Source organism: Kribbella sp. NPDC055110, from assembly GCF_053607525.1.
Map to the genome: position 1 here is coordinate 264,702 of NZ_JBSGTS010000003.1, position 19,473 is coordinate 284,174.

Annotated in this window: 17 protein-coding genes; 4 read left to right on the top strand and 13 right to left on the bottom strand. The window is 69.6% G+C overall.

Going from position 1 to position 19,473, the window contains the following annotated elements:
• Positions 1–14: 14 nt before the first annotated feature.
• From manA to ACWF0M_RS07255, 7 genes are all read right to left on the bottom strand, one after another.
• Positions 15–1,169, bottom strand: a complete 1,155-nt coding sequence (gene manA, locus ACWF0M_RS07225; protein ID WP_452234733.1) for a mannose-6-phosphate isomerase, class I — start codon at positions 1,167–1,169, stop codon at positions 15–17.
• Positions 1,163–2,239: an SIS domain-containing protein gene (locus tag ACWF0M_RS07230; RefSeq protein ID WP_452234734.1), complete on the bottom strand. Its 1,077-nt coding sequence runs from the start codon at positions 2,237–2,239 to the stop codon at positions 1,163–1,165. The genes manA and ACWF0M_RS07230 overlap by 7 nt, the downstream gene beginning before the upstream one ends.
• A 10-nt stretch (positions 2,240–2,249) precedes the next feature.
• Positions 2,250–2,453, bottom strand: coding sequence for a Trm112 family protein (locus ACWF0M_RS07235; protein ID WP_131460142.1), 204 nt, complete (start codon positions 2,451–2,453; stop codon positions 2,250–2,252).
• Positions 2,454–2,463: 10 nt separating this feature from the next.
• Entirely contained in the window at positions 2,464–3,834 is a 1,371-nt protein-coding gene (locus ACWF0M_RS07240) for a phosphomannomutase/phosphoglucomutase (RefSeq protein WP_452234735.1), read from the bottom strand.
• 37 nt (positions 3,835–3,871) lie between these two features.
• Positions 3,872–4,615: a ThuA domain-containing protein gene (locus tag ACWF0M_RS07245; RefSeq protein ID WP_452234736.1), complete on the bottom strand. Its 744-nt coding sequence runs from the start codon at positions 4,613–4,615 to the stop codon at positions 3,872–3,874.
• Positions 4,608–5,690, bottom strand: coding sequence for a Gfo/Idh/MocA family protein (locus ACWF0M_RS07250; RefSeq protein WP_452234737.1), 1,083 nt, complete (start codon positions 5,688–5,690; stop codon positions 4,608–4,610). Before ACWF0M_RS07250 ends, ACWF0M_RS07245 begins: the two co-directional genes overlap by 8 nt.
• Before the next feature lie 81 nt (positions 5,691–5,771).
• Positions 5,772–6,218 (bottom strand): metallopeptidase family protein, encoded by a 447-nt coding sequence (locus ACWF0M_RS07255; protein ID WP_452234738.1) that lies wholly within the window; start codon positions 6,216–6,218, stop codon positions 5,772–5,774.
• A gap of 31 nt (positions 6,219–6,249) precedes the next feature.
• Here ACWF0M_RS07255 and ACWF0M_RS07260 point away from each other — a divergent pair, with 31 nt between their 5' ends.
• Positions 6,250–6,633, top strand: coding sequence for a DUF3499 domain-containing protein (locus ACWF0M_RS07260; protein ID WP_452234739.1), 384 nt, complete (start codon positions 6,250–6,252; stop codon positions 6,631–6,633).
• Here ACWF0M_RS07260 and ACWF0M_RS07265 read toward each other — a convergent pair whose 3' ends face one another.
• The 4 genes from ACWF0M_RS07265 to ACWF0M_RS07280 form a co-directional block, all read right to left on the bottom strand.
• Positions 6,634–8,115 (bottom strand): DUF5719 family protein, encoded by a 1,482-nt coding sequence (locus ACWF0M_RS07265; protein ID WP_452234740.1) that lies wholly within the window; start codon positions 8,113–8,115, stop codon positions 6,634–6,636.
• On the bottom strand, positions 8,112–11,024 hold the full coding sequence (locus ACWF0M_RS07270) for a glycosyltransferase (protein WP_452234741.1): 2,913 nt from the start codon (positions 11,022–11,024) through the stop codon (positions 8,112–8,114). The genes ACWF0M_RS07265 and ACWF0M_RS07270 overlap by 4 nt, the downstream gene beginning before the upstream one ends.
• Positions 11,025–11,213: 189 nt before the next feature.
• Positions 11,214–11,465 (bottom strand): WhiB family transcriptional regulator, encoded by a 252-nt coding sequence (locus ACWF0M_RS07275; protein WP_020389877.1) that lies wholly within the window; start codon positions 11,463–11,465, stop codon positions 11,214–11,216.
• 339 nt (positions 11,466–11,804) lie between these two features.
• The gene (locus tag ACWF0M_RS07280) at positions 11,805–13,049 is read right to left on the bottom strand and encodes a hypothetical protein (RefSeq protein ID WP_452234742.1); all 1,245 of its coding nucleotides are present in this window, start codon (positions 13,047–13,049) and stop codon (positions 11,805–11,807) included.
• Between the two features lie 115 nt (positions 13,050–13,164).
• On the opposite strand from ACWF0M_RS07280, the gene cofD reads away from it, so the two are divergent.
• From cofD to ACWF0M_RS07295, 3 genes are all read left to right on the top strand, one after another.
• Positions 13,165–14,142: a 2-phospho-L-lactate transferase gene (gene cofD / locus ACWF0M_RS07285; protein WP_452234743.1), complete on the top strand. Its 978-nt coding sequence runs from the start codon at positions 13,165–13,167 to the stop codon at positions 14,140–14,142.
• Positions 14,139–15,113 (top strand): coenzyme F420-0:L-glutamate ligase, encoded by a 975-nt coding sequence (locus ACWF0M_RS07290; protein ID WP_452234744.1) that lies wholly within the window; start codon positions 14,139–14,141, stop codon positions 15,111–15,113. The genes cofD and ACWF0M_RS07290 overlap by 4 nt, the downstream gene beginning before the upstream one ends.
• Before the next feature lie 148 nt (positions 15,114–15,261).
• On the top strand, positions 15,262–15,927 hold the full coding sequence (locus ACWF0M_RS07295) for a DUF3105 domain-containing protein (RefSeq protein WP_452234745.1): 666 nt from the start codon (positions 15,262–15,264) through the stop codon (positions 15,925–15,927).
• Between the two features lie 946 nt (positions 15,928–16,873).
• Here ACWF0M_RS07295 and ACWF0M_RS07300 read toward each other — a convergent pair.
• Positions 16,874–17,968 carry a mannose-1-phosphate guanylyltransferase gene (locus tag ACWF0M_RS07300; RefSeq protein ID WP_452234746.1) on the bottom strand — a complete coding sequence of 365 codons (1,095 nt, stop codon included), beginning with the start codon at positions 17,966–17,968 and terminating at the stop codon, positions 16,874–16,876.
• A gap of 11 nt (positions 17,969–17,979) precedes the next feature.
• Positions 17,980–19,047: an NAD(+)/NADH kinase gene (locus ACWF0M_RS07305; RefSeq protein WP_452234747.1), complete on the bottom strand. Its 1,068-nt coding sequence runs from the start codon at positions 19,045–19,047 to the stop codon at positions 17,980–17,982.
• Positions 19,048–19,473: the final 426 nt, after the last annotated feature.

The window sequence follows — 19,473 nt, forward strand, 5'->3', positions numbered from 1 at the left end:
TTCAGGTCCTCCAGTTAGCGGGCGGACACGACGAACGCCGTGCCGGAACCACGCAGGGTACAGGGTCCTTCGGTTCCCGAGGCGAACGCGGACTGCCCCGCGGACAACGTCACAGCGGATTCTTTGCCTGCGGCATCGACAGTCCCGTCGACGCAGCAGATGATCCGCGGCCCGCTACCTTCCACGGCCCGCTCGTCGCCGGCCAGGTCGACCCGCTGCACAGTGAAGTACGGACAACCGGTCTCGTAGACCCCATCCGCTGTCGCGGTGAGTACCGGGTCGGCAAGCGGCTCGAAGTCGACCACCGAAACCAGCTCCGGTACGTCGATGTGCTTGCTCGTCAGCCCACCGCGCAGCACGTTGTCCGAGTTCGCCATCACCTCGAACCCGAGCCCCCGCAGGTACGCGTGCACGTTGCCGGCCGGCAGGTACACCGCGTCGAACCGCTGCAACCGCACCCGGTTCAGCAGCAGCGCCGCAAGTACGCCGGGGTCGTCCGGGAAGTCCGCGCACAGCCGGGAGATCGTCTCGCGCTCCAACGCGAACGCGTCACCCGTGTACGTGTCGACGGCGAACCCCAGAGCGGCGACCAGCGGACGGATCGCGTCCCGGTCACGGCTCATGAAATCGGTGAATGCCTCGCGCAGCTTGCCGTCCCGCAGCAGGTCCGTCAGCTCGCCGAATCCGGCCGGACCCAGCGCATCCAGCAGCGCGACCGTACTCTCCAGCGGCCGGAAACCGACCAGTGCGTCGAACGGCTCGAGCGCGATCAGGATCTCCGGTTTCGGCCAGGCGTCCTTGTAGTTCCGGTCCGCGGCGTCCCGGGGAATCCCGGCCGCCTCGTCCCGCGCGTACCCGTCGATCGCCTGCTCCCGGGACGGGTGCGCTTGGATCGACAACGGCTGCGCGGCCGCGAGCAGCTTCGCGAGGAACGGGAACCGGCCCTCGAAGCGTTCAGCCGTGTCCGCGCCCAGCACCGCGGCAGGGTCGGCGGACACCACGTCGTACAAGGTGTCGCCGTTCGGCAGCACCGACGGCGCGGACTCGTGCGCGCCCATCCACAGCTCGGCCTGCGGCTTGCCGTCCGGCTGCACCCCGAGGAGCTCGGGAAGGGCGGTCGGCGAACCCCACGCGTAGTCGCGAATCGTGTTCTGCAGCGGGACTACCACGCCGGGTCCTCCGAGGGGATCCCTGGCTCGGCCGGGTCGTCGTCGACCGCCGTACCGTAGCGGCCCAGGCCGATCCCGAGGTACGCCGCGGCGTACCGGCCGTGCTGGGTCAGGGCGGCGTACCGGGCGATGTCCGTACCGTTGGCCTGCGTCACCGTGTGTACGCGGACGTCGTGCGCCCGCGCCTTGTCCTCCAGCTTGCGGCGGTGCTCGGCGACACCGGAGTCCTCCACACCGTCGTCCAGGATGATCAGAGCCGGCCGCAGCTCCTCCGCCTTGTCGAACGGGTCCGCGAACAGGTCCCGCGGCGGCTGGTTGAGCACTGGCAGCAGATGACCCGCGTCAGCGGCCAGAGCAGGTCGGCCGCTCGCCAGCCGCAACGCCTCGACCACACGCCGCGCTGCCCGCGCTGCGAGCACCGAGCCGCCCCACACCAGCGGCAGCGCGTCCGCGAGCACCAGTGCGAGGTCCTTGGCCGGGTTGGACGCCACGTCCGTGTTGGGCGAGCACTCGATCGCTACGTCGTCCAGCATCGACGCGACGGCCTTGTGGTCCACCTCCGGCCCCAGGTCCATCTGATGCAGCGCCTGCAGTACGGCGACCGCGGACGCAAGCTGGTCGTCGGACTGGGACGGCAGCCGGATCGCGTGCCGCAGACCCGCCGAGGCGATCGCCACGGGTGAGTCCTCCGGCGCGGCCACCAGCAGCCCGCAACCCCGTCGTACCGCCTCGCCTGCGGCCGAGACCGCGTCGAGGTCCTCGGAAGCGCCCGCGAGTACGACAACCAGGTCGAGCGGACCCGCCCAGCCGGGCAGCCCCGGACCGGGCCAGGCGAGGAACGGAACCGGGCACACCGGCTCCAGGACGGCCCGGACCAGCCGGGCGTCCAGGCCTGCCGCCACCACTGCGCGGGGGCGGAAGCCGTCGGACTCCACGGTGGCCAGCACGTCCGCGGACGCTTCCAGCTCGGCGCGGACCCGCGCGCCGGCCATCGCCAGCCGTCGCAGCAGGTGGTCCGCCGCCCCGAGTGCGGCCGGGTCGTCCAGCCGGGTGTCGTCGAAGACGCTCATCAGCTCGGTGTCAGCTCTCTGTCGCGGCGGGTTCCCTGGTGTCCCGGGCCTCGTCGATCAGCAGCACCGGGATGTCGTCACGCACCGGGTACGCCAGCCCGCAGGCGGCGTTGGTGCAGATCAGCTCGTTCGCCTCGTCGTCCACGCGGAACTCCGAGCGGCACTTCGGGCAGACCAGGATGCTCAGCAGGTCCGGGTCCAGATTGACTGCCATTCAGTTCTCCCTACGCACCAGTGATCAGGGCCAGTACTTCGTCGCGGACGCGTTCCATCTCCGGCCGGTCCGCGGCCTCGACGTTCAGCCGTAGCAACGGTTCCGTGTTCGACGCACGGACGTTGAACCACCACTGTCCCGCCGACACAGTCAACCCGTCCAGATGGTCGACGGTCACGCCGTCGACGCCAGAATAGGTGTCTTCGATCGCCGCGACGGTCGCCGCCGCGTCCGCGACCTTGTTGTTGATCTCGCCGGACGCGACGTACCGCTCGTAGTCGGCGAACAGTTTGCTGGCCGGCTGGTCCTGCTCGCCCAGCGCGGCGAGAACGTGCAGCGCGGCCAGCATGCCGGTATCGGCGCGCCAGAAGTCGCGGAAGTAGTAGTGCGCCGAGTGCTCGCCGCCGAACACCGCGTCGGTCTCGGCCATCTTCTGCTTGATGTTCGAGTGCCCGACCCGCGTCCGGACCGGAACGCCGCCGTGCTCGGTGATCAGCTCCGGGACCGCCCTGGAGGTGATCAGGTTGTGCAGGATGGTCGAGCCGGGGTGCTTCGCGAGCTCCCGTACGGCGACCGCGCCGGTGATCGCGCTCGGTGAGATCGGGTCGCCCTTCTCGTCCACCACGAAGCAGCGGTCCGCGTCGCCGTCGAAGGCGAGGCCGAGATCGGCGCCGGTCTCGCGGACTTTGGCCTGCAGGTCGACCAGGTTCTTCGGGTCGAGCGGGTTGGCCTCGTGGTTCGGGAAGCTGCCGTCGAGTTCGAAGTACATCGGGACGATCGTCACCGGGCCGTCGGCGAACACGGCCGGGACGGTGTGGCCTCCCATGCCGTTGCCGGCGTCGACGACCACCGTCAGCGGCCGGATGCCGGTCAGGTCGACCAGGTGGTGCAGGTGGTCGGCGTACGCGGTCAGCAGGTCCTTCTGGGTGATGTGGCCCGCGGCGGACCTGGTCGCCGGGCCCTCGGTCAGGGCCTTGGCGACCAGGTCGGCGATGTCGCGCAGACCCGAGTCGGAACCGACCGGGGCAGCGCCCGCGCGGCACATCTTGATGCCGTTGTACTGCGCCGGGTTGTGGCTCGCGGTGAACATCGCGCCGGGCAGGTCGAGCCGCCCGGATGCGAAGTACAGCTGGTCGGTGGACGCCAGGCCGATGTCGATCACGTCCGCGCCGGTACTGGCCACGCCCTCGGCGAACGCGGCCGCCAGCGCCGGGCTGGACGGCCGCATGTCGTACCCGACGACGACCGCGCCGGGCCCGCCGAGCACGTCCAGGACCTCGACGAACGCGGCCCCGGTCGCCCGGGCCACCGACTCGTCCAACTGGTCCGGCACAACCCCCCGGACGTCGTAAGCCTTGAAGATCCCCGCAACATCAACCATGCACGGACCCTATCCGGCCCACCGACCAAGCTGTATCTCAGGCCTTCTCGAACCAGCCGGGGTTGCTGCGGTGGTGGACCGTCGGCAGCTGGCGGGCGCTGGTCGGGGCGGCCCACTTGGCGGCGTTGGCGATGATCTGCTGGACCTCGGGCTGGTGGTACGTCGGGTACTCCTGGTCGCCGGGGCGGAAGTAGAAGACCCGGCCCTGGCCGCGGCGGTAGCAGCAGCCGGAGCGGAACACCTCGCCGCCGGAGAACGAGCTGACGAACACCAGCTCGTCCGGCTGGGGGATGTCGAACAGTTCGCCGTACATCTCCTCGCGCTCGATCACCAGCGGGTGCGGGATGCCCTGCGCGATCGGGTGCCCGGCGGCGACCGTCCAGATCAGCTCGCGGTCGTTCTCGGCCCGCCAGTCGAGCGAGCACGTCGTACCCATCAGCTTGATGAAGATCTTGCTGAAGTGCGCCGAGTGCAGCGCGATCAGGCCCATCCCGGACAGCACGTGCTGCTGCACCCGGTCGACGATCGCGTCGTCGACGTCACCGTGCGCGGCGTGCCCCCACCAGGTGAGTACGTCGGTGTCCGCGAGCACCTCCTCGGTCAGACCGTGCTCCGGGTCCTGCAACGTGGCGGTCCGAACGACGACGTTCTCGCCCAGCTTGGCCCGCAGCGCGGCCGCGATCGTCCCGTGCATCGTGTCGGGGTAGACCTTGCGCACGGTCTCGTCGCGGCCCTCGTGGACGTTCTCGCCCCAGACGGTGACGCGAATGGGATCAGTCATGCAGCACAACCTCTCGTCCCGCCTTCGCCGAGGCGTAGCAGGCGTCGATGATCTCGGTCCGCAGCAGCGCCTCGGATCCGTTCTGGCCTTCCCACTCACCGCTCTTGACGATCCGGACGAACTCCCGCACCACGGCGCGGTGGCCGAGCCCGGCGCCGGTCGCCGGCCGCACCTCGGCCGGTACGCCGCCGACGTCGGTGAAGATCCGCAGCGTGTCCTCGGTGGTGTAGTTCTGCACCTCGATCTTGGCGCCGCCCTCGGTCCCGAACAGCTCGATCCCGAAGTTGTCGCCCGGTGCCCGGAACGTCGCCCAGCTGGTCTCCAGCTGCAGCGCGCCGCCGCCCTTCAGCCGCAGGTACGCCGTGGCCAGGTCCTCCACCTCGAACGCCGAGCCGAGCGTGTTCGCGTTCGGATCGCGGCTGCCCTTGCCGCGCGGGCCGAGCTCCGCGAACGTGTCGGCCGACACGGTGCTGATCTGCGGCTCGCCCATCAGGTGCAGCGCCATGTCGAGGATGTGGACGCCGAGGTCGATCAGCGGCCCGCCGCCGGACAGCTCCCGGTTGGTGAACCAGCCGCCCATCCCGGGGATGCCGTTGCGGCGCATCCAGTGGGCCTTCGCGTAGTAGATCCGGCCGAGCTGGCCCTCGTCGATCTGGTGCTTGAGCGCCGCGACGTCACCACGCTCGCGGTGGTTGAACACGACCTTCAGCACCCGGCCGGCCTGCTTCGAGGCCTCGACCATCGCGGTGCCCTCGGCCACGGTCCTGGCCAGCGGCTTCTCGGACAGCACGTGCAGACCCTTCTGCAGGGCCGCCAGCGCGATCGGGGCGTGCAGCTGCGTCGGCGTACCGATGCTGACCGCCTCCAGCCCCGGGGTCTCGAGCAGGTCCTCCCATTTCTCGTACAGATGCGGTACGCCGTGCTTCTCGCCCAGACTGGTCAGGATGTCCTTCTCCAGGCCCGCCAGGCCGATCACCTCGACGTCCGGCAGCTCGGAGAACGCCTCCAGCGCCGTCCGCCCGGCAAAGCCCAGTCCTATGACACCGACGCGCAGTTTTTGATCGTTCACAGACACGATCCTCTCCCGATGACAACGACAGACACAAACCCCTTCCCACACTACGGAACACGTTCCAACACCGCGTGAAGGGGTGTGTCAGTCGTCGTCGGCGTCGAAGTCCGGGTCGATCTGTTCGGGGGACAGGGCGAGTACGTCGGCCAGCTCGAGTACCAGGGCGGAGCGGACCAGCCAGGACAGGCCGGCGCCGGAGCGTTCGGCGCGGAGTTCGATCGGGCGCCGGAACACCACGATCCGGTACGGCTCGTGCGACGTACCGCCGGTGGCGTGCGTGAGCGGGATCTCGGTGGTGTCCAGGTCCAGGTTCGGGACGTCCTCGATCGCGAACTCGACCCGCGCGACCACCTGCGGCAGCCGTTTCTCCAGCCGTGTCACTTCGATCGCGACCACCTCGTCGAACTGCGCGGCGGCGGACCGCTGCAGCGGCAGACCACGCGGCGCGAACTTGCTCGGCCGGCTGATCGGGCCGAGCATGCCGCGCCCATGGCGGTCGATGTGCCTGCGATGACGGCGAGCCTCGGTCACGCGCTCAGCCTAGTGGGCGTAATGTCTGGTCGTGAGCATCGCCAGGATCTGTTCGCGCGCCGGATGCCAGAAGCCTGCCGTATCGACGCTCACTTACGTGTACGCCGACTCGACCTGCGTCATCGGCCCACTGGCGACGTACGCCGAACCGCACTGCTACGACCTGTGCGCCGACCACGCCGAGCGCCTGACCGCTCCGAACGGCTGGGAGGTCATCCGGCTCGCTCCGGACCCCGCAGCCGCCGGACCGTCCTCGGACGACCTGGAAGCCCTGGCGAACGCAGTCCGGGAAGCAGCACGTCCCCTGCCCCGCCGCGAGCCCGGTGCCGGTACGCCGGGCGCCCCGGTCGAGGTAGCGCGCCGCGGTCACCTGCGGATGCTGCAGGACCCCGGCGCCAACACCAGCGAAGGCTGATTACCGCAGTGCAGCGCTGACGTCCGGCTGGGCGCCCAGCTGCGCGCGGAACACCAGCGACGTCGTCAACGGCCACGCGGCCACCTGCGGTACGTCGTTCTCGCCGGGCTTCGCGGCCGGCATCAGCGTGACGCCCGCGACCACAGTCCCCCGCGTCTGCTGAACCATCAGGTACGTCGGCCGCGGCTGCGCCGGAAACGCGATCTGTGTCGTCGCGCCACCGACCACGTCCAGCGCCCGCGTAGTCAGCACTCGGTCGGCAGCGTCCCGCAGCTCGAACTTCACGCTGCCGGTCTTCCCCGGCGCCGTCACCTGCAGCATGGCCGGCTGCGCGTGCGCCGGAATGACCAGGTACGCCGGTCCAGTCAGCGCCTCCGCCGACCCGATCGACGAGAACTCGGTCCGGCTCGCGTCCGTGGCCCGCACCGACGCGGTCACCGGCTGGTCCGACGTCACGGTGATCGCGCTGGCGTCACCGTGCAGCACCGGGTCGAGCATGAACGTCTTCACCGAGCCCGCCCCGATCTGCACGGTCTCCAGACCGGCCGGCTTGAACGGCCCGTTCGGCCCGTTCACCGTCAGGCTCGCGGTCGCCTGCAGGTCGGTGGGGTTCGCCACCGACAGGATCCGCAGACCGCCGCCCGCCGCCACCGCGGGCACGAACACCTTGGTCGCGGGCGCCGCCGACGTGTTCAGCCAGTCCACACCGGCCGGCTGACTGCCGTTCGACGCGTTGGACCGGACGGCGGCCGCTACCCGGCCACCTGTCGATTCCACGTGCAGGGCGATGTCGCGGAGGTTCGGAGCGACCTGCTTGAGGAACAGCTGGAAGGTGCCGAGGGCCGGCACCACGATGCCCCGCGCGGCGGGCAGGTCCTGCGCACCGGTCCGCGCGTACACGCTGACGTTCACTTCCGCGTTGATGCTGTCCAGGTTGGTCAGCACCAGCACGTCACGCCGGTCGCTCGCACCGGACGCTCCGACGAACCAGAAATCCGAACCGGGCACCTGGCACGGCACGCTGGCCATCCCGCGGTTCACGCCCTCCTGCGCGGTCGTCGTACTCGTGCCGGCTGCCCCCGCGGCCAGCGGTCCGGTGCCCTTGATGGACAGCGGCTCCGGCTTGACGACCACTGCGCTCGAACCGATGGTTCCGCGTTTCAGCAGCGACCCGACCGGGTCCGACGTCGTCGGCAGCGGAGCGATCGTCAACGGTTCGGCGGCCCCTGGCGCGGTCGGCGTACCTTCGGGCAGCGTCGGCGCGACGCCGTTCACCACGCTCGCCATCGTGCCGCCGGGAGACAGCACCGGGCAGGACAGCGCCGTACGGTTCACCACTGTGCGGGCCGGCTCGGTGACGGCTGCTTGCGCGCGGGTGTCGGCCTTCTCGGGGTGGATGACCACTCCGATCCCGGCCAGCGCGGCCATGGCAACGACAACGGCTCCGATCCGGAGACGCGGGTCGGACAGCAACCGGCTCACCGGACCCTCCTCGCGTGGGTGCCCTGCGGTACGGCGACAGTGCGGCGCACCGTCGGCAGACAGAAGACCAGTGCGAGGATCCAGCCGATCAGGCCGAGGATGCGCCAGACCGTGTGGGTCTGGTCGACCAGCGGCGTCTTGCCCTCGATCTTCGACCGGTCGACCAGCCAGGAGGCGTCGCCGTCGTTCGCACTGGCCCTGGTCAGGCCAGGCAGCGAGTCGAGCGTCGACTGCAGCGTCGGGTCCACCGGAGCGGGCAGGTACACGTAGTCGATGGCGAGACCGGCCAACTGCCGGCCCTCCTCACCGCTACCGCCACCACCGAGCGTCGACAGGACGTCCGTGAGCGGCTTGGTCTGCGCCGTGGTCGGCGCCGCCTCGAGCGACCCCATCCGCGGACCGCCGTTCTTGACCAGCGCGAACCGCATCTGGCCTTCCGGCGCCTTCCGCACCACCAGGATCGACTGGTTGTCCGGCGGATCCTGCGAAGCGACCAGGTACTCCGGGAGGTCCTGAGCGGGACCACGCCACAGCGGACCGTCGGCCCCACGCACCAGCCAGAAGCCTGCCGTCACGACCGTGGTCAGCAGGACGATGCCGAGCACGCCCTGGACGATGATCTCGGTGGACTTGCCGACCGAGTCCCAGGCGACCGCGACGGTGATGATCCAGCCGGCCGTCATCAGGAACATCAACGGCCCGCTGCCACCGCCGAGCCGGCTGGCGACCAGTGTCCCGGCCAGACCAGCCAGTGCGGCGAACCAACCGAGCAGCTCGTACCGCTGCCGCGACTGACGCAGCAGACTGGCCAGAGCCACCAGAATCAGCGGTACGGCGAACCACCACGGCGCAGGCGCACCGATCGGCGTACCTGTCAGCAGATGCGGCAGGCTGTCGCCCGGACCGACCGCAGCGGTCGGCGGACCGCCCGCCTCCCACCCCAGCTTCGACGGGTGCTGCGCCAGGTCCAGCGTCCAGGGCAGCACCAGCAGCAGGCCCAGCACGACCGAGAACACCAGTTGGCGCCCCTGCCGCCGCCAGCCGAGCCCCAGCACCGCGCCGAAGACCAGGATGACGCTCACCAGCAGACCGAGTGCCGGCGTGAACGCGAACAGCACCGCCAGGCAGATCCCCGCGAACCACGCGGCCCGCCAACTGCCCTGAACGAGCACGCGCCGCCGACGAGCAACGGTGTGCACAGCGGCTCCGAGCAGCGGCAGCACGATCGCCGCCACACACGTCCCGATCCGCCCCTGAGTAATCGCACCGTTCGTGAAAACAGCCAGCCCGTACGCCGATGCGCCCCAGGCGCGCGCCACGCGGTCGACGACGAACGCTCGCAGCAACGCCCACGCAGCCAGGCCGGCCAGTGGGACCGCGCCGAGCAGCAGAACGTTCACCGCGCCGGCCGGACCGAACATGACCGTCGAGAACGCCCAGAACTGCGCCAACCAAGCAGGTGGTGTCACACCCGGCGGTGCGGACGCAGCTGCATGCCACAACGCCGCGAGGTTCTCCTGCGCCGGCAGCAACAAGTTGGACCGGAGCGCTCCGCCGCCGATCAGATCGCGAGCTGCGATCAGCGCACCGATCGCGAGCACGACCCACGCGACCAGGAACGGCCGGCGGATCAGTTGACGCCGCCACCTCGGCTGGTCGACCGCCACACGCGCAGTGGACTTCGCGCGCCGGGCGCTCGTGACGACCTGTTCTTCCGGCTCGTCCGCCCACGCTTCACGGATCCGCTCGGAGATCGTGCTGGTCGTCTCCTCCAGGTTGTGCCGCAGTGCGTGCACGGACCGGGAGAACAGTCCCTTGATGTCGTCGTACGGGACCTGGTCGAGATTTCGGCGGTCCTTGCGTGCTTGCGTCCAGCCACCGGCCAGGAGGGTGCCGAGCAGCGCGGTCCACTCGTCGACAGCGCCAGACGGTGTCTTACCGAGCAGGAACCAGACCGACCGCATCACGGTGCCGAGCAGGAACCGCAGGATCAGCAGCGGAAGCAGCTTGCCGGGAGCGTTCGCAAGAACGGTGTAGTACGCATGTGCGCGGTCGAGCTGGTACGCGTGTCGCCGGGTGCCGGCCAGCGCCCGCTCGCCCGTCGCCGCGGCCTGCGCGTGGTAGATGACCGCGTCGGGTGCGACGCCGACCTGGTACCCGGCGCGGCTGGCGCGCCAGCCGAAGTCGATGTCGTCGCGGAACATCGGCAGCCGCGGGTCGAAACCGTGCAGCGCCGCCCAGACGTCGCGGCGTACCAGCATGCCGGCCGAGCTGACCGCGAGCACGTTCCGTGGCTGGTCGTGCTGGCCCTGGTCGAGCTCGCCGTTCTCGATGCCGGTGTCGCGGCGGCCGCCGAGCGACGTGGTGACGCCGACCTCGAGCAACTCCCGGTCCCGCGGCCAGAGCCGCAGCTTCGGGCCCCAGACGCCGGTGTTCGGCGCCATAGTGGCCTGGAGCAACAATTTCTCCAGGGCCTTCGGCGCCGGCGCGCAGTCGTCGTGCAGCAGCCAGAGCCACTCCACCACGGGCATGTGGCCGTCGTCGCCGTACGGGCCGACCGCGCTCGGGATCGGCGCGAAGCCGTGCGCCTCGAGACCGCGGGCGACCGCCATCCCGAAGCCGGTCCGCGCGGAGACACTGACCACCGGCTCCACACCGGGCATCGCGGCGAGCAGTTCGGCGGTTTCGTCGGTGGATCCGGTGTCGACCGCGATCAGCCGGTCCGGACGCGGGTTGAGCGCCCACAACGCCTCGGACAGCCGCGGCAGCCAGGCCGCGCCTTCATGCCCGACCACCACCGCGGTGACGACATGCCGGACCCGCGGACGACCCATCGGGTCGTCGGTGTGATCGGTGGGGAAGTCGACGGAGTCGAAGAATTCCCAGCCGGCCGGGGCTTCTTGTTCCATGCGGAGCTGTGACACCTCGATGCTTGCGGACGGTCACCGTGACCGCAGGTCCCGGCGAGGAATCACCATACAGCCGCCGTCACACAGCCCGGAAAGCCGCAGGTCCCGGCCGGGAAAGCCGCGGGCCCCGGGCGACGTTCGCCCGGGGCCTCGCGGAAGTCCTGATGTGTTTGTGCTGTTACCGACGGCTCAGACGGCCTTCTTCTTCAGCTTGCGGCGTTCCCGTTCCGACAGACCGCCCCAGATCCCGAAGCGCTCGTCGTTCTGCAGCGCGTACTCGAGGCACTCGCCCCGGACGTCGCAACCGAGGCACACCTTCTTGGCCTCGCGGGTGGAACCGCCCTTCTCCGGGAAGAAAGCCTCTGGATCGGTCTGGGCGCACAGCGCCCTTTCCTGCCAGTTCGGCTCCTCCTCGATCGCCTCACCGTCGACAATCGCCATCAGCTCTGTCACGGTACGACCTCCTCGACCCTGTTCGTTCCCCTGTACATGTGGGTTTGCGGTCCACATGCCTGACCTCGTCCGTCCTGCGCTCTGCAACGGTCCCCGATACCGAGTGTCCTAACGAACGACACGGTTGAAATTACATTCCTGCAATCCACGAAAGTCAAGCCGTGCTCTGCTATTGGGATCATCCGCAACACGGCCGCAAAAGAACGAGAGGCCTGTAGATACAGGCCTCTCGCGCTGTGCACCCGGGCTCGAACCGCGTTCTGCCCGGATTTTCCCGCCGGCTTGGTAAGGGCTTGCTGTCACAGAGCTGCCCTTGCTGTTACCTGATCAGGAAGGTTGCGACCACCAACCCTGCTGTCCCTGACCCTGCTGGTTCGGGTCGTTCTTGTCCGCCTCGGCCCGCGGGTCGATCCGGGTCTCGTCGGCGGCCTCGGGCTGCGGCGCCGGGTCCGCAGCACTCGGCTGCGGCTCAGCGGCCGGGGTCTCCTCGGCCTGCCAGGCCTGCTCCTGCTGCCAGGCCTGCGGTGCCTGCTGGGCCTCCGCCGGCTCCTGGGTGCCCTCTACGGTGCTGTGCTCCGGCTGGCCCCACTCCTGAGCGGGCGGGGTCTGCTGGCCGTACTCCTGGCCACCCCACTGCTGCTGGCCGGCGTCAGCGCCGCCCCACTGCTGCTCCTGCGGCCACTGCTGCACCGGCTGAGCCTGCTCCTGGCCGCCCCACTGCTGCTGGCCTTCGGACGCCCAAGCCTGCGTCGGCTCGGCGCCTTGACCCTCGGCGGCCGGCCAGGCCTGCTCGGCGCCCGGCTGTGCTGCGTGCTGACCCGAGTGCTGGGCCTCGGCCTCACCGGCCGACCAGGCCTGCTGCTCGCCCTGGTTCCAGCCCTGCTCCTGCGGCCACTGCTGGCCCTGGTCCTGGCCTGCGGCGTAACCACCAGCAGCACCGGCAGCACCAGCGGCCGGGTAGCCGCCGTACTGCTGGCCTTGGTCGTACTGACCGCCGAACTGACCCTGCTGGGCCGGCTGGCTCGGGTCGTAACCCTGCTGGCCGTAGCCCGGCTGCTGTCCGTACGGCGCCGTCTGGCCGTACTGCTGGCCCGGCTGACCCTGCTGGAACTGACCCGGCTTCGGCGCACGCACCGGCACCGGCAGCGACTGGAACGTCTTCAGGGCGTACAGGCCGATGCCGCCGTACAGCGCGAGACCGCCGAGCGAGGCGATGAAGCCGACGATCTTCTCGCCGGCCGTGCCGCTGCCGTTGAACTGCGCGAAGGTGGCGACCAGGCCGAGCAGCAGGAAGAGACCGGTGACGCCGAGCGCGCCCAACACGACGATCCGTGCGTTCGGCGTCCGCTCACCTTCGTTGACCAGCCAGACCGCACCCACCAGCGCGGGAAGCAGCGCCAGTGTGGTGATGGACGGCGGCACAATGACGGAGTGCACGCCGCTGGAAGCGGCGACGAAGCCGATCCCACCGACGAACAATGAGAACAGCGAGGCCAGCGCGAGCAGGCCGGCGAATGCGAGCAGGATGTACGCGACCGGCTCTCTGAGCTTCTTGGTTGCGTCGGTGACCACGGAGGGCTCCTCGGATGTTGGGGGGCCGTACAACTGAGCTGTGCGGACGTGATGACCCTCCGCAGCATAGTCGTGCGGTGGTCCGACGCATTGACGACTCGGGCAGACTCTTCCCATGCGATTGACAGTGCTGGCCGGCGGCATCGGCGGCTCCACCTTCCTGCTCGGGCTCCTGAAGGCCCGTCCGGACGCCGAGATCACCGTCGTGGGGAACACCGCGGACGACATCACCCTGTTCGGGCTGCGGGTCTGTCCCGACCTCGACACGGTGATGTACACGCTCGGCGGCGGCATCTCCGAGGAGCGTAAGTGGGGCCGTGAGGACGAGACCTGGGTGATCAAGGAGGAGCTCGCGGCGTACGGCGTGGAACCGGCCTGGTTCGGGCTCGGCGATCGGGATGTGGCGACGCACCTGGTGCGCACCCAGATGCTGGACGCCGGATATACGCTCAGCGCGGTCACCGAGGCGCTGTCCGCCCGTTGGAAGCTCCCGGTACGGCTGCTGCCGATGAGTGACGACCGGGTCGAGACCCACGTCGTGGTGGACGACCCGGAGCAGCCCGGGAAGCGCAAGGCCATCCATTTCCAGGAGTACTGGGTCCGCTACCAGGCCGCGATCCCCGCGCACCAGATCGTTGCCGTCGGCCAGGACAAGGCCAAGCCCGCACCCGGCGTACTCGAGGCGATCGCGGACTGCGACGTACTGATCGTGCCGCCGTCCAACCCGGTGGTATCGGTCGGCACGATCCTCGGCGTTCCCGGGATCCGGGAGGCGGTCCGCGAGACGAAGGCCCCGGTCATCGGGTTGTCGCCGATCATCGGCACCGGTCCGGTCCGTGGAATGGCGGACAAGGTGCTCGCCACGGTCGGGGTAGCGTCGACGGCATCGGCTGTCGCGCGGTACTACGGTTCCCGCACGTCCGGCGGCGTACTGGACGGCTGGCTGATCGACACCTCCGACGCAATCCAGGCGGATTCGATCGCCGGGGCCGGAATTCACGCGCAGGCGGTGCCGTTGTGGATGACGGACGAGACCAAGACCGCCGCGATGGCTGACGCGGCACTGACCCTCGCGGAGGCCGTGCGGCGATGAGGAAGCACCTGGAGATCTTCCCGGTGACCGGACTGCCCGAGGTGGCGGCCGGTGCGGACCTGGCGGCGCTGATCGCCGAAGGCACCGACCTGCGCGACGGCGACATCGTCTCGGTGACGTCGAAGATCGTCAGCAAGGCGGAGAGCCGGCTGACGTACGGCACTCGCCAGGAAGCGATCGACGCCGAGCTCGTCCGGGTCGTCGCCCAGCGCGGCGAGACCCGGATCGTGCAGACCCGGCACGGCCTGGTGATGGCCGCGGCGGGCACCGACACGTCCAACACAGCCCCCGGCACGGTCCTGCTGCTCCCGGTCGACCCCGACGCGTCGGCCCGCGACCTGCGGACGGCCCTCAAGGAGCGGTACGACGTCAACGTCGGCATCATCGTCACGGACACGCTCGGACGCCCGTGGCGCAACGGTCAGACCGACCTGGCGATCGGCGCGGCCGGCGTCCGCGTCGTGGAGGACCTGCGCGGTACGACGGACAGCCACGGCAACGTCCTCGCGGTGACCGAGCCTGCGCTCGCCGACGAGATCGCGGGGGCCAGCGAACTGGTGAAGGGCAAGGCGGACGGCGTGCCCGTCGCCGTACTGCGTGGACTGGACGACGTCGTACTGCCGGTCGGTGAGCACGGGCCGGGCGCCCGGGCGCTGGTGCGGGACGCCGAGCACGACATGTTCAGCTTGGGAACGCGTGAGGCCGCGCGGGCCGCCGTACTCGACCGGCAACCGCCTGCGGGACCGCGCGCGGCCGATCCGGCGCTGTGGTCCGGGCTGCTCGCAGACGTCGACGGTGTGCGTCTGGAGGCGGCTGACAACGCTGTCACCGTGTTCGGGGACGAGCCGGTGATCGTCGGAATGGTCGCGGAGCGACTGGCAGTGCTGCTGCACGCCGAGGGGTACGGCGTGAGCGTGCGGCCCGGACCGGGCAGCGAGGCAACGGTCACGTTCGGCTCACGGTCTGCGTAATTGGGCACTAGTTTTCTAGGCAACTTCTTAGGGTCACCTCGTACACTGCCTTCGCAACGGCGGCGCGGTAGCCGCCCCTGGCCGGGAAGACAACACTGTGGGTAAAGCGTCGTCGCAGAAACAGTCGCGCCGCGAGATGATCGAGAAAATGCAGCGCGAGCAGGCCCGGACGGACCGCCGCCGCACGATCCTCATCGTGGTGTGCTCCATCGTGGTCGGCCTGGCCATCATCGCCTTCCCGGCGATCAAGCTGATCCAGGAGTCTCGGACCAAGAACCAGGCCCTGACCGACTTCGGTGTCGCCTCGACCGCGGCCTCCTGCGACGCGGCCACCAACGACGTGGCCGGCGGCACCCAGGACCACCGACCCGACGGCGAGAAGATCATGTACGCCGTCTCGCCGCCGTCCTCGGGCCCGCACTACGCGGTCTGGGCGCCGTTCGACAAGAAGTTCTACTCCGACAGCGACCGTCCGCCGGTGGAGAACCTGGTGCACAACCTCGAGCACGGCTACACGATCATGTGGTACCGCGACACGCTGCCGAAGGACCAGATCGACCAGATCGAGAAGATCGCCAAGTCGAAGCTGCCCGACGCGTCGATGAGCAAGTTCATCGCGGCGCCGTTCAAGGAGAGCGACGGCAAGCCCTGGCCGGACGGCAAGAACATCGCCTTCGCGCACTGGAGCGGCCCCGACTCCGCCCAGAAGTCCTTCGGCCACCGCCAGTTCTGCGGCTCGGTCAGCGGCGAGGCCCTGAAACAGTTCATGGAGAAATACCCAGCCACCGACGCCCAGGAACCCAACGGCGGCTGATCCGCACCCGACCCGCGTTCGAGGGGATGCCGGCGCTCCGGTCAGATGTGTGGGCGTCGGCGGCGCCATCCGGAGACTCGCAACACACCGTGGAGACCAGACCCGACATTCCCTGTCTCCGCCCACCAGTTCCTGTCTCCAGTCCCCACACCACCGCTCGCCCGCACCACCGCATGCCCGCACCACCGCCCGCCCGCACCACCGCCCGCCCGCACCACGGCCCGCCCGCACCGCACGCACCGCACCACCGCATGCACCGCTCGCACGCACCGCACCACCGCATGCACCGCACCACCGCATGCACCGCCTGGTCCGTCTCGCCGGCCGGGCCTGGCCGGGCGCGACGGGCCCCTCGCACACGAGGGGATATCCGATGGTGTTGTGGCTTCTCCGTTGGTGTTAGAGGGGAGAACCCACAACACCAGGGGATATCCGGTCTCCTGTCGGACGGGTGAGTGGGTGGGGGTGGTGTGGTGTGGTGCCGGCTGGCGGGTTATGCGGGCGATGGCGGGAAGCAGCAGCAGGCCAGCGGTGACATAACCCGCCAGTGGCGACCCGCCGACGGGCCGGCATCGGGCCGGCATCGGGCCGGCATCGGGCTGGGATGAGGCTGCAGCACCGGGTGGCCGGCTGGGTGATCGGGTTGATAGCGGGGATCGGGGTGGTGGCGGAACGGGTGCTCGCGGCGGGTGATGTGCACGCTCGACAAGTAGTGCACCGGCGAGACGGTGTACGCACGGCCACGTTCACGCCCAGGTGCACTACCCCACCACCCGACACCTCCTGTCGAGCGTGCACATCACACCAAGCCCGGCACCGCCCTGGAACCCGCCGACCACCCACACTCAGTCACACGAGCGGATATCCCCTGGTGTTGTGGGTTCTCCCCTCTAACACCACCGGAGAACCCACAACACGAGTGGATATCCGCTCGTGTTGTGCTGGGTCAGATGTAGTTCGCGTGGTCGGACTGGACTCGGGCTACCAGGTCCTTGACGCGTTCGCCGTCCGAGAGTGGGCAGACCATCGTCACGTCCTTGGTGTGGACGATGATGTGACTGCGGAGGCCTACGGCGGCGACCAGGTGGTTCGGGTCGTCGGTGACGATGATGTTGTCGTGTGAGTCGAGCAGGCAGCTCAGGGTGATGTGGTCGGTGCGGTTGCCGTTGGCGTCGGCGTCGTACGTGTCGGCGAGCGCGGCCCACGAGCCGACGTCCAGCCAGTGCACAGGCATCGGTACGACGACCACGTCCGCGTCGACCTTGCCCTGCGACGCCGGCTCCATGACCGCGTAGTCGACGCTGATCTTGCGCAGGTTCGGGTAGATCTCCGCGAGCGTCGCCTCCCGCTCCGGGGTGTCCCAGACCGCGGCGACCTCACGCAGCCTGGCGGCCGATTCGGGCAGCAGCGTGTCGAGCACGTTCAGTACCGTGGAGGCCTTCCAGACGAACATCCCGGAGTTCCACCAGAACCGCCCGGTCGCCAGGTATTCCTCGGCCGTCGCCCGGTCGGGCTTCTCCCGGAAGCGGTCCACGACGTACGCCGACGTACCCTCGATCGGCGCCCCGCGCTCGATGTACCCGAGCCCGGTGTGCGGATGCGTCGGCTCGATCCCGAACGTCACCAGCGACCGGCCGCGCGCCTCCACGACCTCGAACCCCTGCTCGATCGCCTTCTGGAACTCGTCCTCCGGGCTGATCAAGTGATCCGATCCGACGAACGCGACCACCGCGTCCGGATCGTTGCGCGCAACCACAGCGGACGCGAGCCCGACAGCGTTCGCGGTGTCCCGCCGCGCGGGCTCACCGATGATGTTGTGCGGGCCAAGCTCCGGCAATTCCTTGCGCACCACGTCGGTGATCGCACCGACGGTGCAGACGTAGATGTTCTCCGGAGCGACCAGTCCCAGCAGCCGGTTGTACGCCACCCGCAGCAGCGACTGTCCCGCCGCCAGCGGCAGCACCTGCTTCGGCCTGTCGTCTCTGGACATCGGCCACAACCGCGTCCCTGAACCACCCGCCAGGATCACCACGTTTCGCATGAGGAGAGACCCTACCGGTCGTCGTCACCAGGGGGTTGCGGAAGCCGGAGGTGCTTGAGGTCCGGTGGTACGGGGGCCGAGGGCTGCCAGAACAGTTCGGACTGCCCGTCGAGCTCCGTCGCCGGTGCGTCCGTGAGGCGGAAGCGGTCGCGCAGCCGTCCGTAGAAGTCCGTTGGACGCAGTCGTACCAGCCGCAACCGCTGCGGCGACCCGTACACCCCGATCCAGTCCCCCGGATCGAGTACGCCGCGCAACTGCCCGTCGATACTGACCGCGGCCTGCCCCGAATGCGGCAGCACCCGCAGCGCGATCGGCTCGTCCGGCGCCGCGACAACCGTGCGGTTGAAGGTCATGTGCGGTGCGACCGGAGTGAACACGATCGCCTCGGTGTTCGGCGACAGGATCGGCCCACCGGCGGCGAAGCTGTACGCCGTCGACCCGGTCGGTGTCGCCACGATCACCGCATCGGCGGAGTACGACGCCAGCAGCCGGCCGGACAGGTACACCCCGAGCGCCACCTGGTGATCGCGCGCGAGTTTCTCCACCACCACGTCGTTCAACGCGGTCACGTCGAGCGCCATCCCCCAGCCGTCGCCCTCGGCCATCTCGTGCCGTACCGGCGGCGGAGGCAGCGAAGGCCCGTGCCCGTACCGCAGCAGCGACTCGATCCCGCTCGGGATCTCCAACGGCCGCGACGCGCGCATCGTCAGCGTCATCCGTTCCTCGTACGTCGCCCCGCCGTGATGCACCGCCTCGAGCGCCTCCTCGACGTCCTTGCACGCGACCTCGGTGAGAAAACCGACCTTCCCGAGATCGACCCCGAGGACGGCGGCGTTGTTCTTCGCCGCGATCCGCGCGCCGCGCAGGAACGTCCCGTCACCCCCAAGCGTGACCACCAGATCCGGATCTCCCGCGTGGTGCAACTCGTCGGTCCCGGTACGCCGTTCCTGGTCGGTCCACACATCGATATCGGTACACCCGATCGAGTGCGCGCCCGCCCACCGACGTACCGTCTCCGCGGTCTCCACCGCCACCGCACGCCCCTGGTGCACCACAAGCCCCAGCCGCCTGATCGCCACAACCCCTCCTCCACACATTCCCTGACCCACCGTAACCTCCCCCACCTCACCTCCCCCGGCACCATCGCGCCCCACCAACCACCCCGAGCGCCCCGAACGGTCGGTACGTGCCCAAAGACGCCAGGGCGATGGGTGGGTACCGCGGGCGTCGCGTCGCAACCCTCCCCACCCCGATCCCCCGGGCAACTTTGTGCCCCCACCAACCACCTCGAGCGCACCAAAACGGTCGGTACGTGCCCAAAGACGCCGGGGCGATGGATGGGCGCGGCGGGGCGCGGCGTCGAACCTCCCCACCCCCGCCCCGCGCAACTTTGTGCCCCCACCAACCACCCGGAGCGCCCCGAAACGGTTGGTGGGAGCACAAAGAACGATGAGACGGAGAGGTGGGTACGGCGGCGCGGGCGCGGATAGCGCGGGGTCGGGGTG

Coding starts and splice junctions, on each gene's coding strand:
- ACWF0M_RS07230 (WP_452234734.1), bottom strand. CDS start 2,239: ATGAGCGTCTTCGACGACACCCGGCTGGACGACCCGGCCGCACTCGGG.
- ACWF0M_RS07235 (WP_131460142.1), bottom strand. CDS start 2,453: ATGGCAGTCAATCTGGACCCGGACCTGCTGAGCATCCTGGTCTGCCCG.
- ACWF0M_RS07240 (WP_452234735.1), bottom strand. CDS start 3,834: ATGGTTGATGTTGCGGGGATCTTCAAGGCTTACGACGTCCGGGGGGTT.
- ACWF0M_RS07245 (WP_452234736.1), bottom strand. CDS start 4,615: ATGACTGATCCCATTCGCGTCACCGTCTGGGGCGAGAACGTCCACGAG.
- ACWF0M_RS07270 (WP_452234741.1), bottom strand. CDS start 11,024: ATGGAACAAGAAGCCCCGGCCGGCTGGGAATTCTTCGACTCCGTCGAC.
- ACWF0M_RS07275 (WP_020389877.1), bottom strand. CDS start 11,465: ATGGCGATTGTCGACGGTGAGGCGATCGAGGAGGAGCCGAACTGGCAG.
- cofD (WP_452234743.1), top strand. CDS start 13,165: ATGCGATTGACAGTGCTGGCCGGCGGCATCGGCGGCTCCACCTTCCTG.
- ACWF0M_RS07290 (WP_452234744.1), top strand. CDS start 14,139: ATGAGGAAGCACCTGGAGATCTTCCCGGTGACCGGACTGCCCGAGGTG.
- ACWF0M_RS07295 (WP_452234745.1), top strand. CDS start 15,262: ATGCAGCGCGAGCAGGCCCGGACGGACCGCCGCCGCACGATCCTCATC.
- ACWF0M_RS07300 (WP_452234746.1), bottom strand. CDS start 17,968: ATGCGAAACGTGGTGATCCTGGCGGGTGGTTCAGGGACGCGGTTGTGG.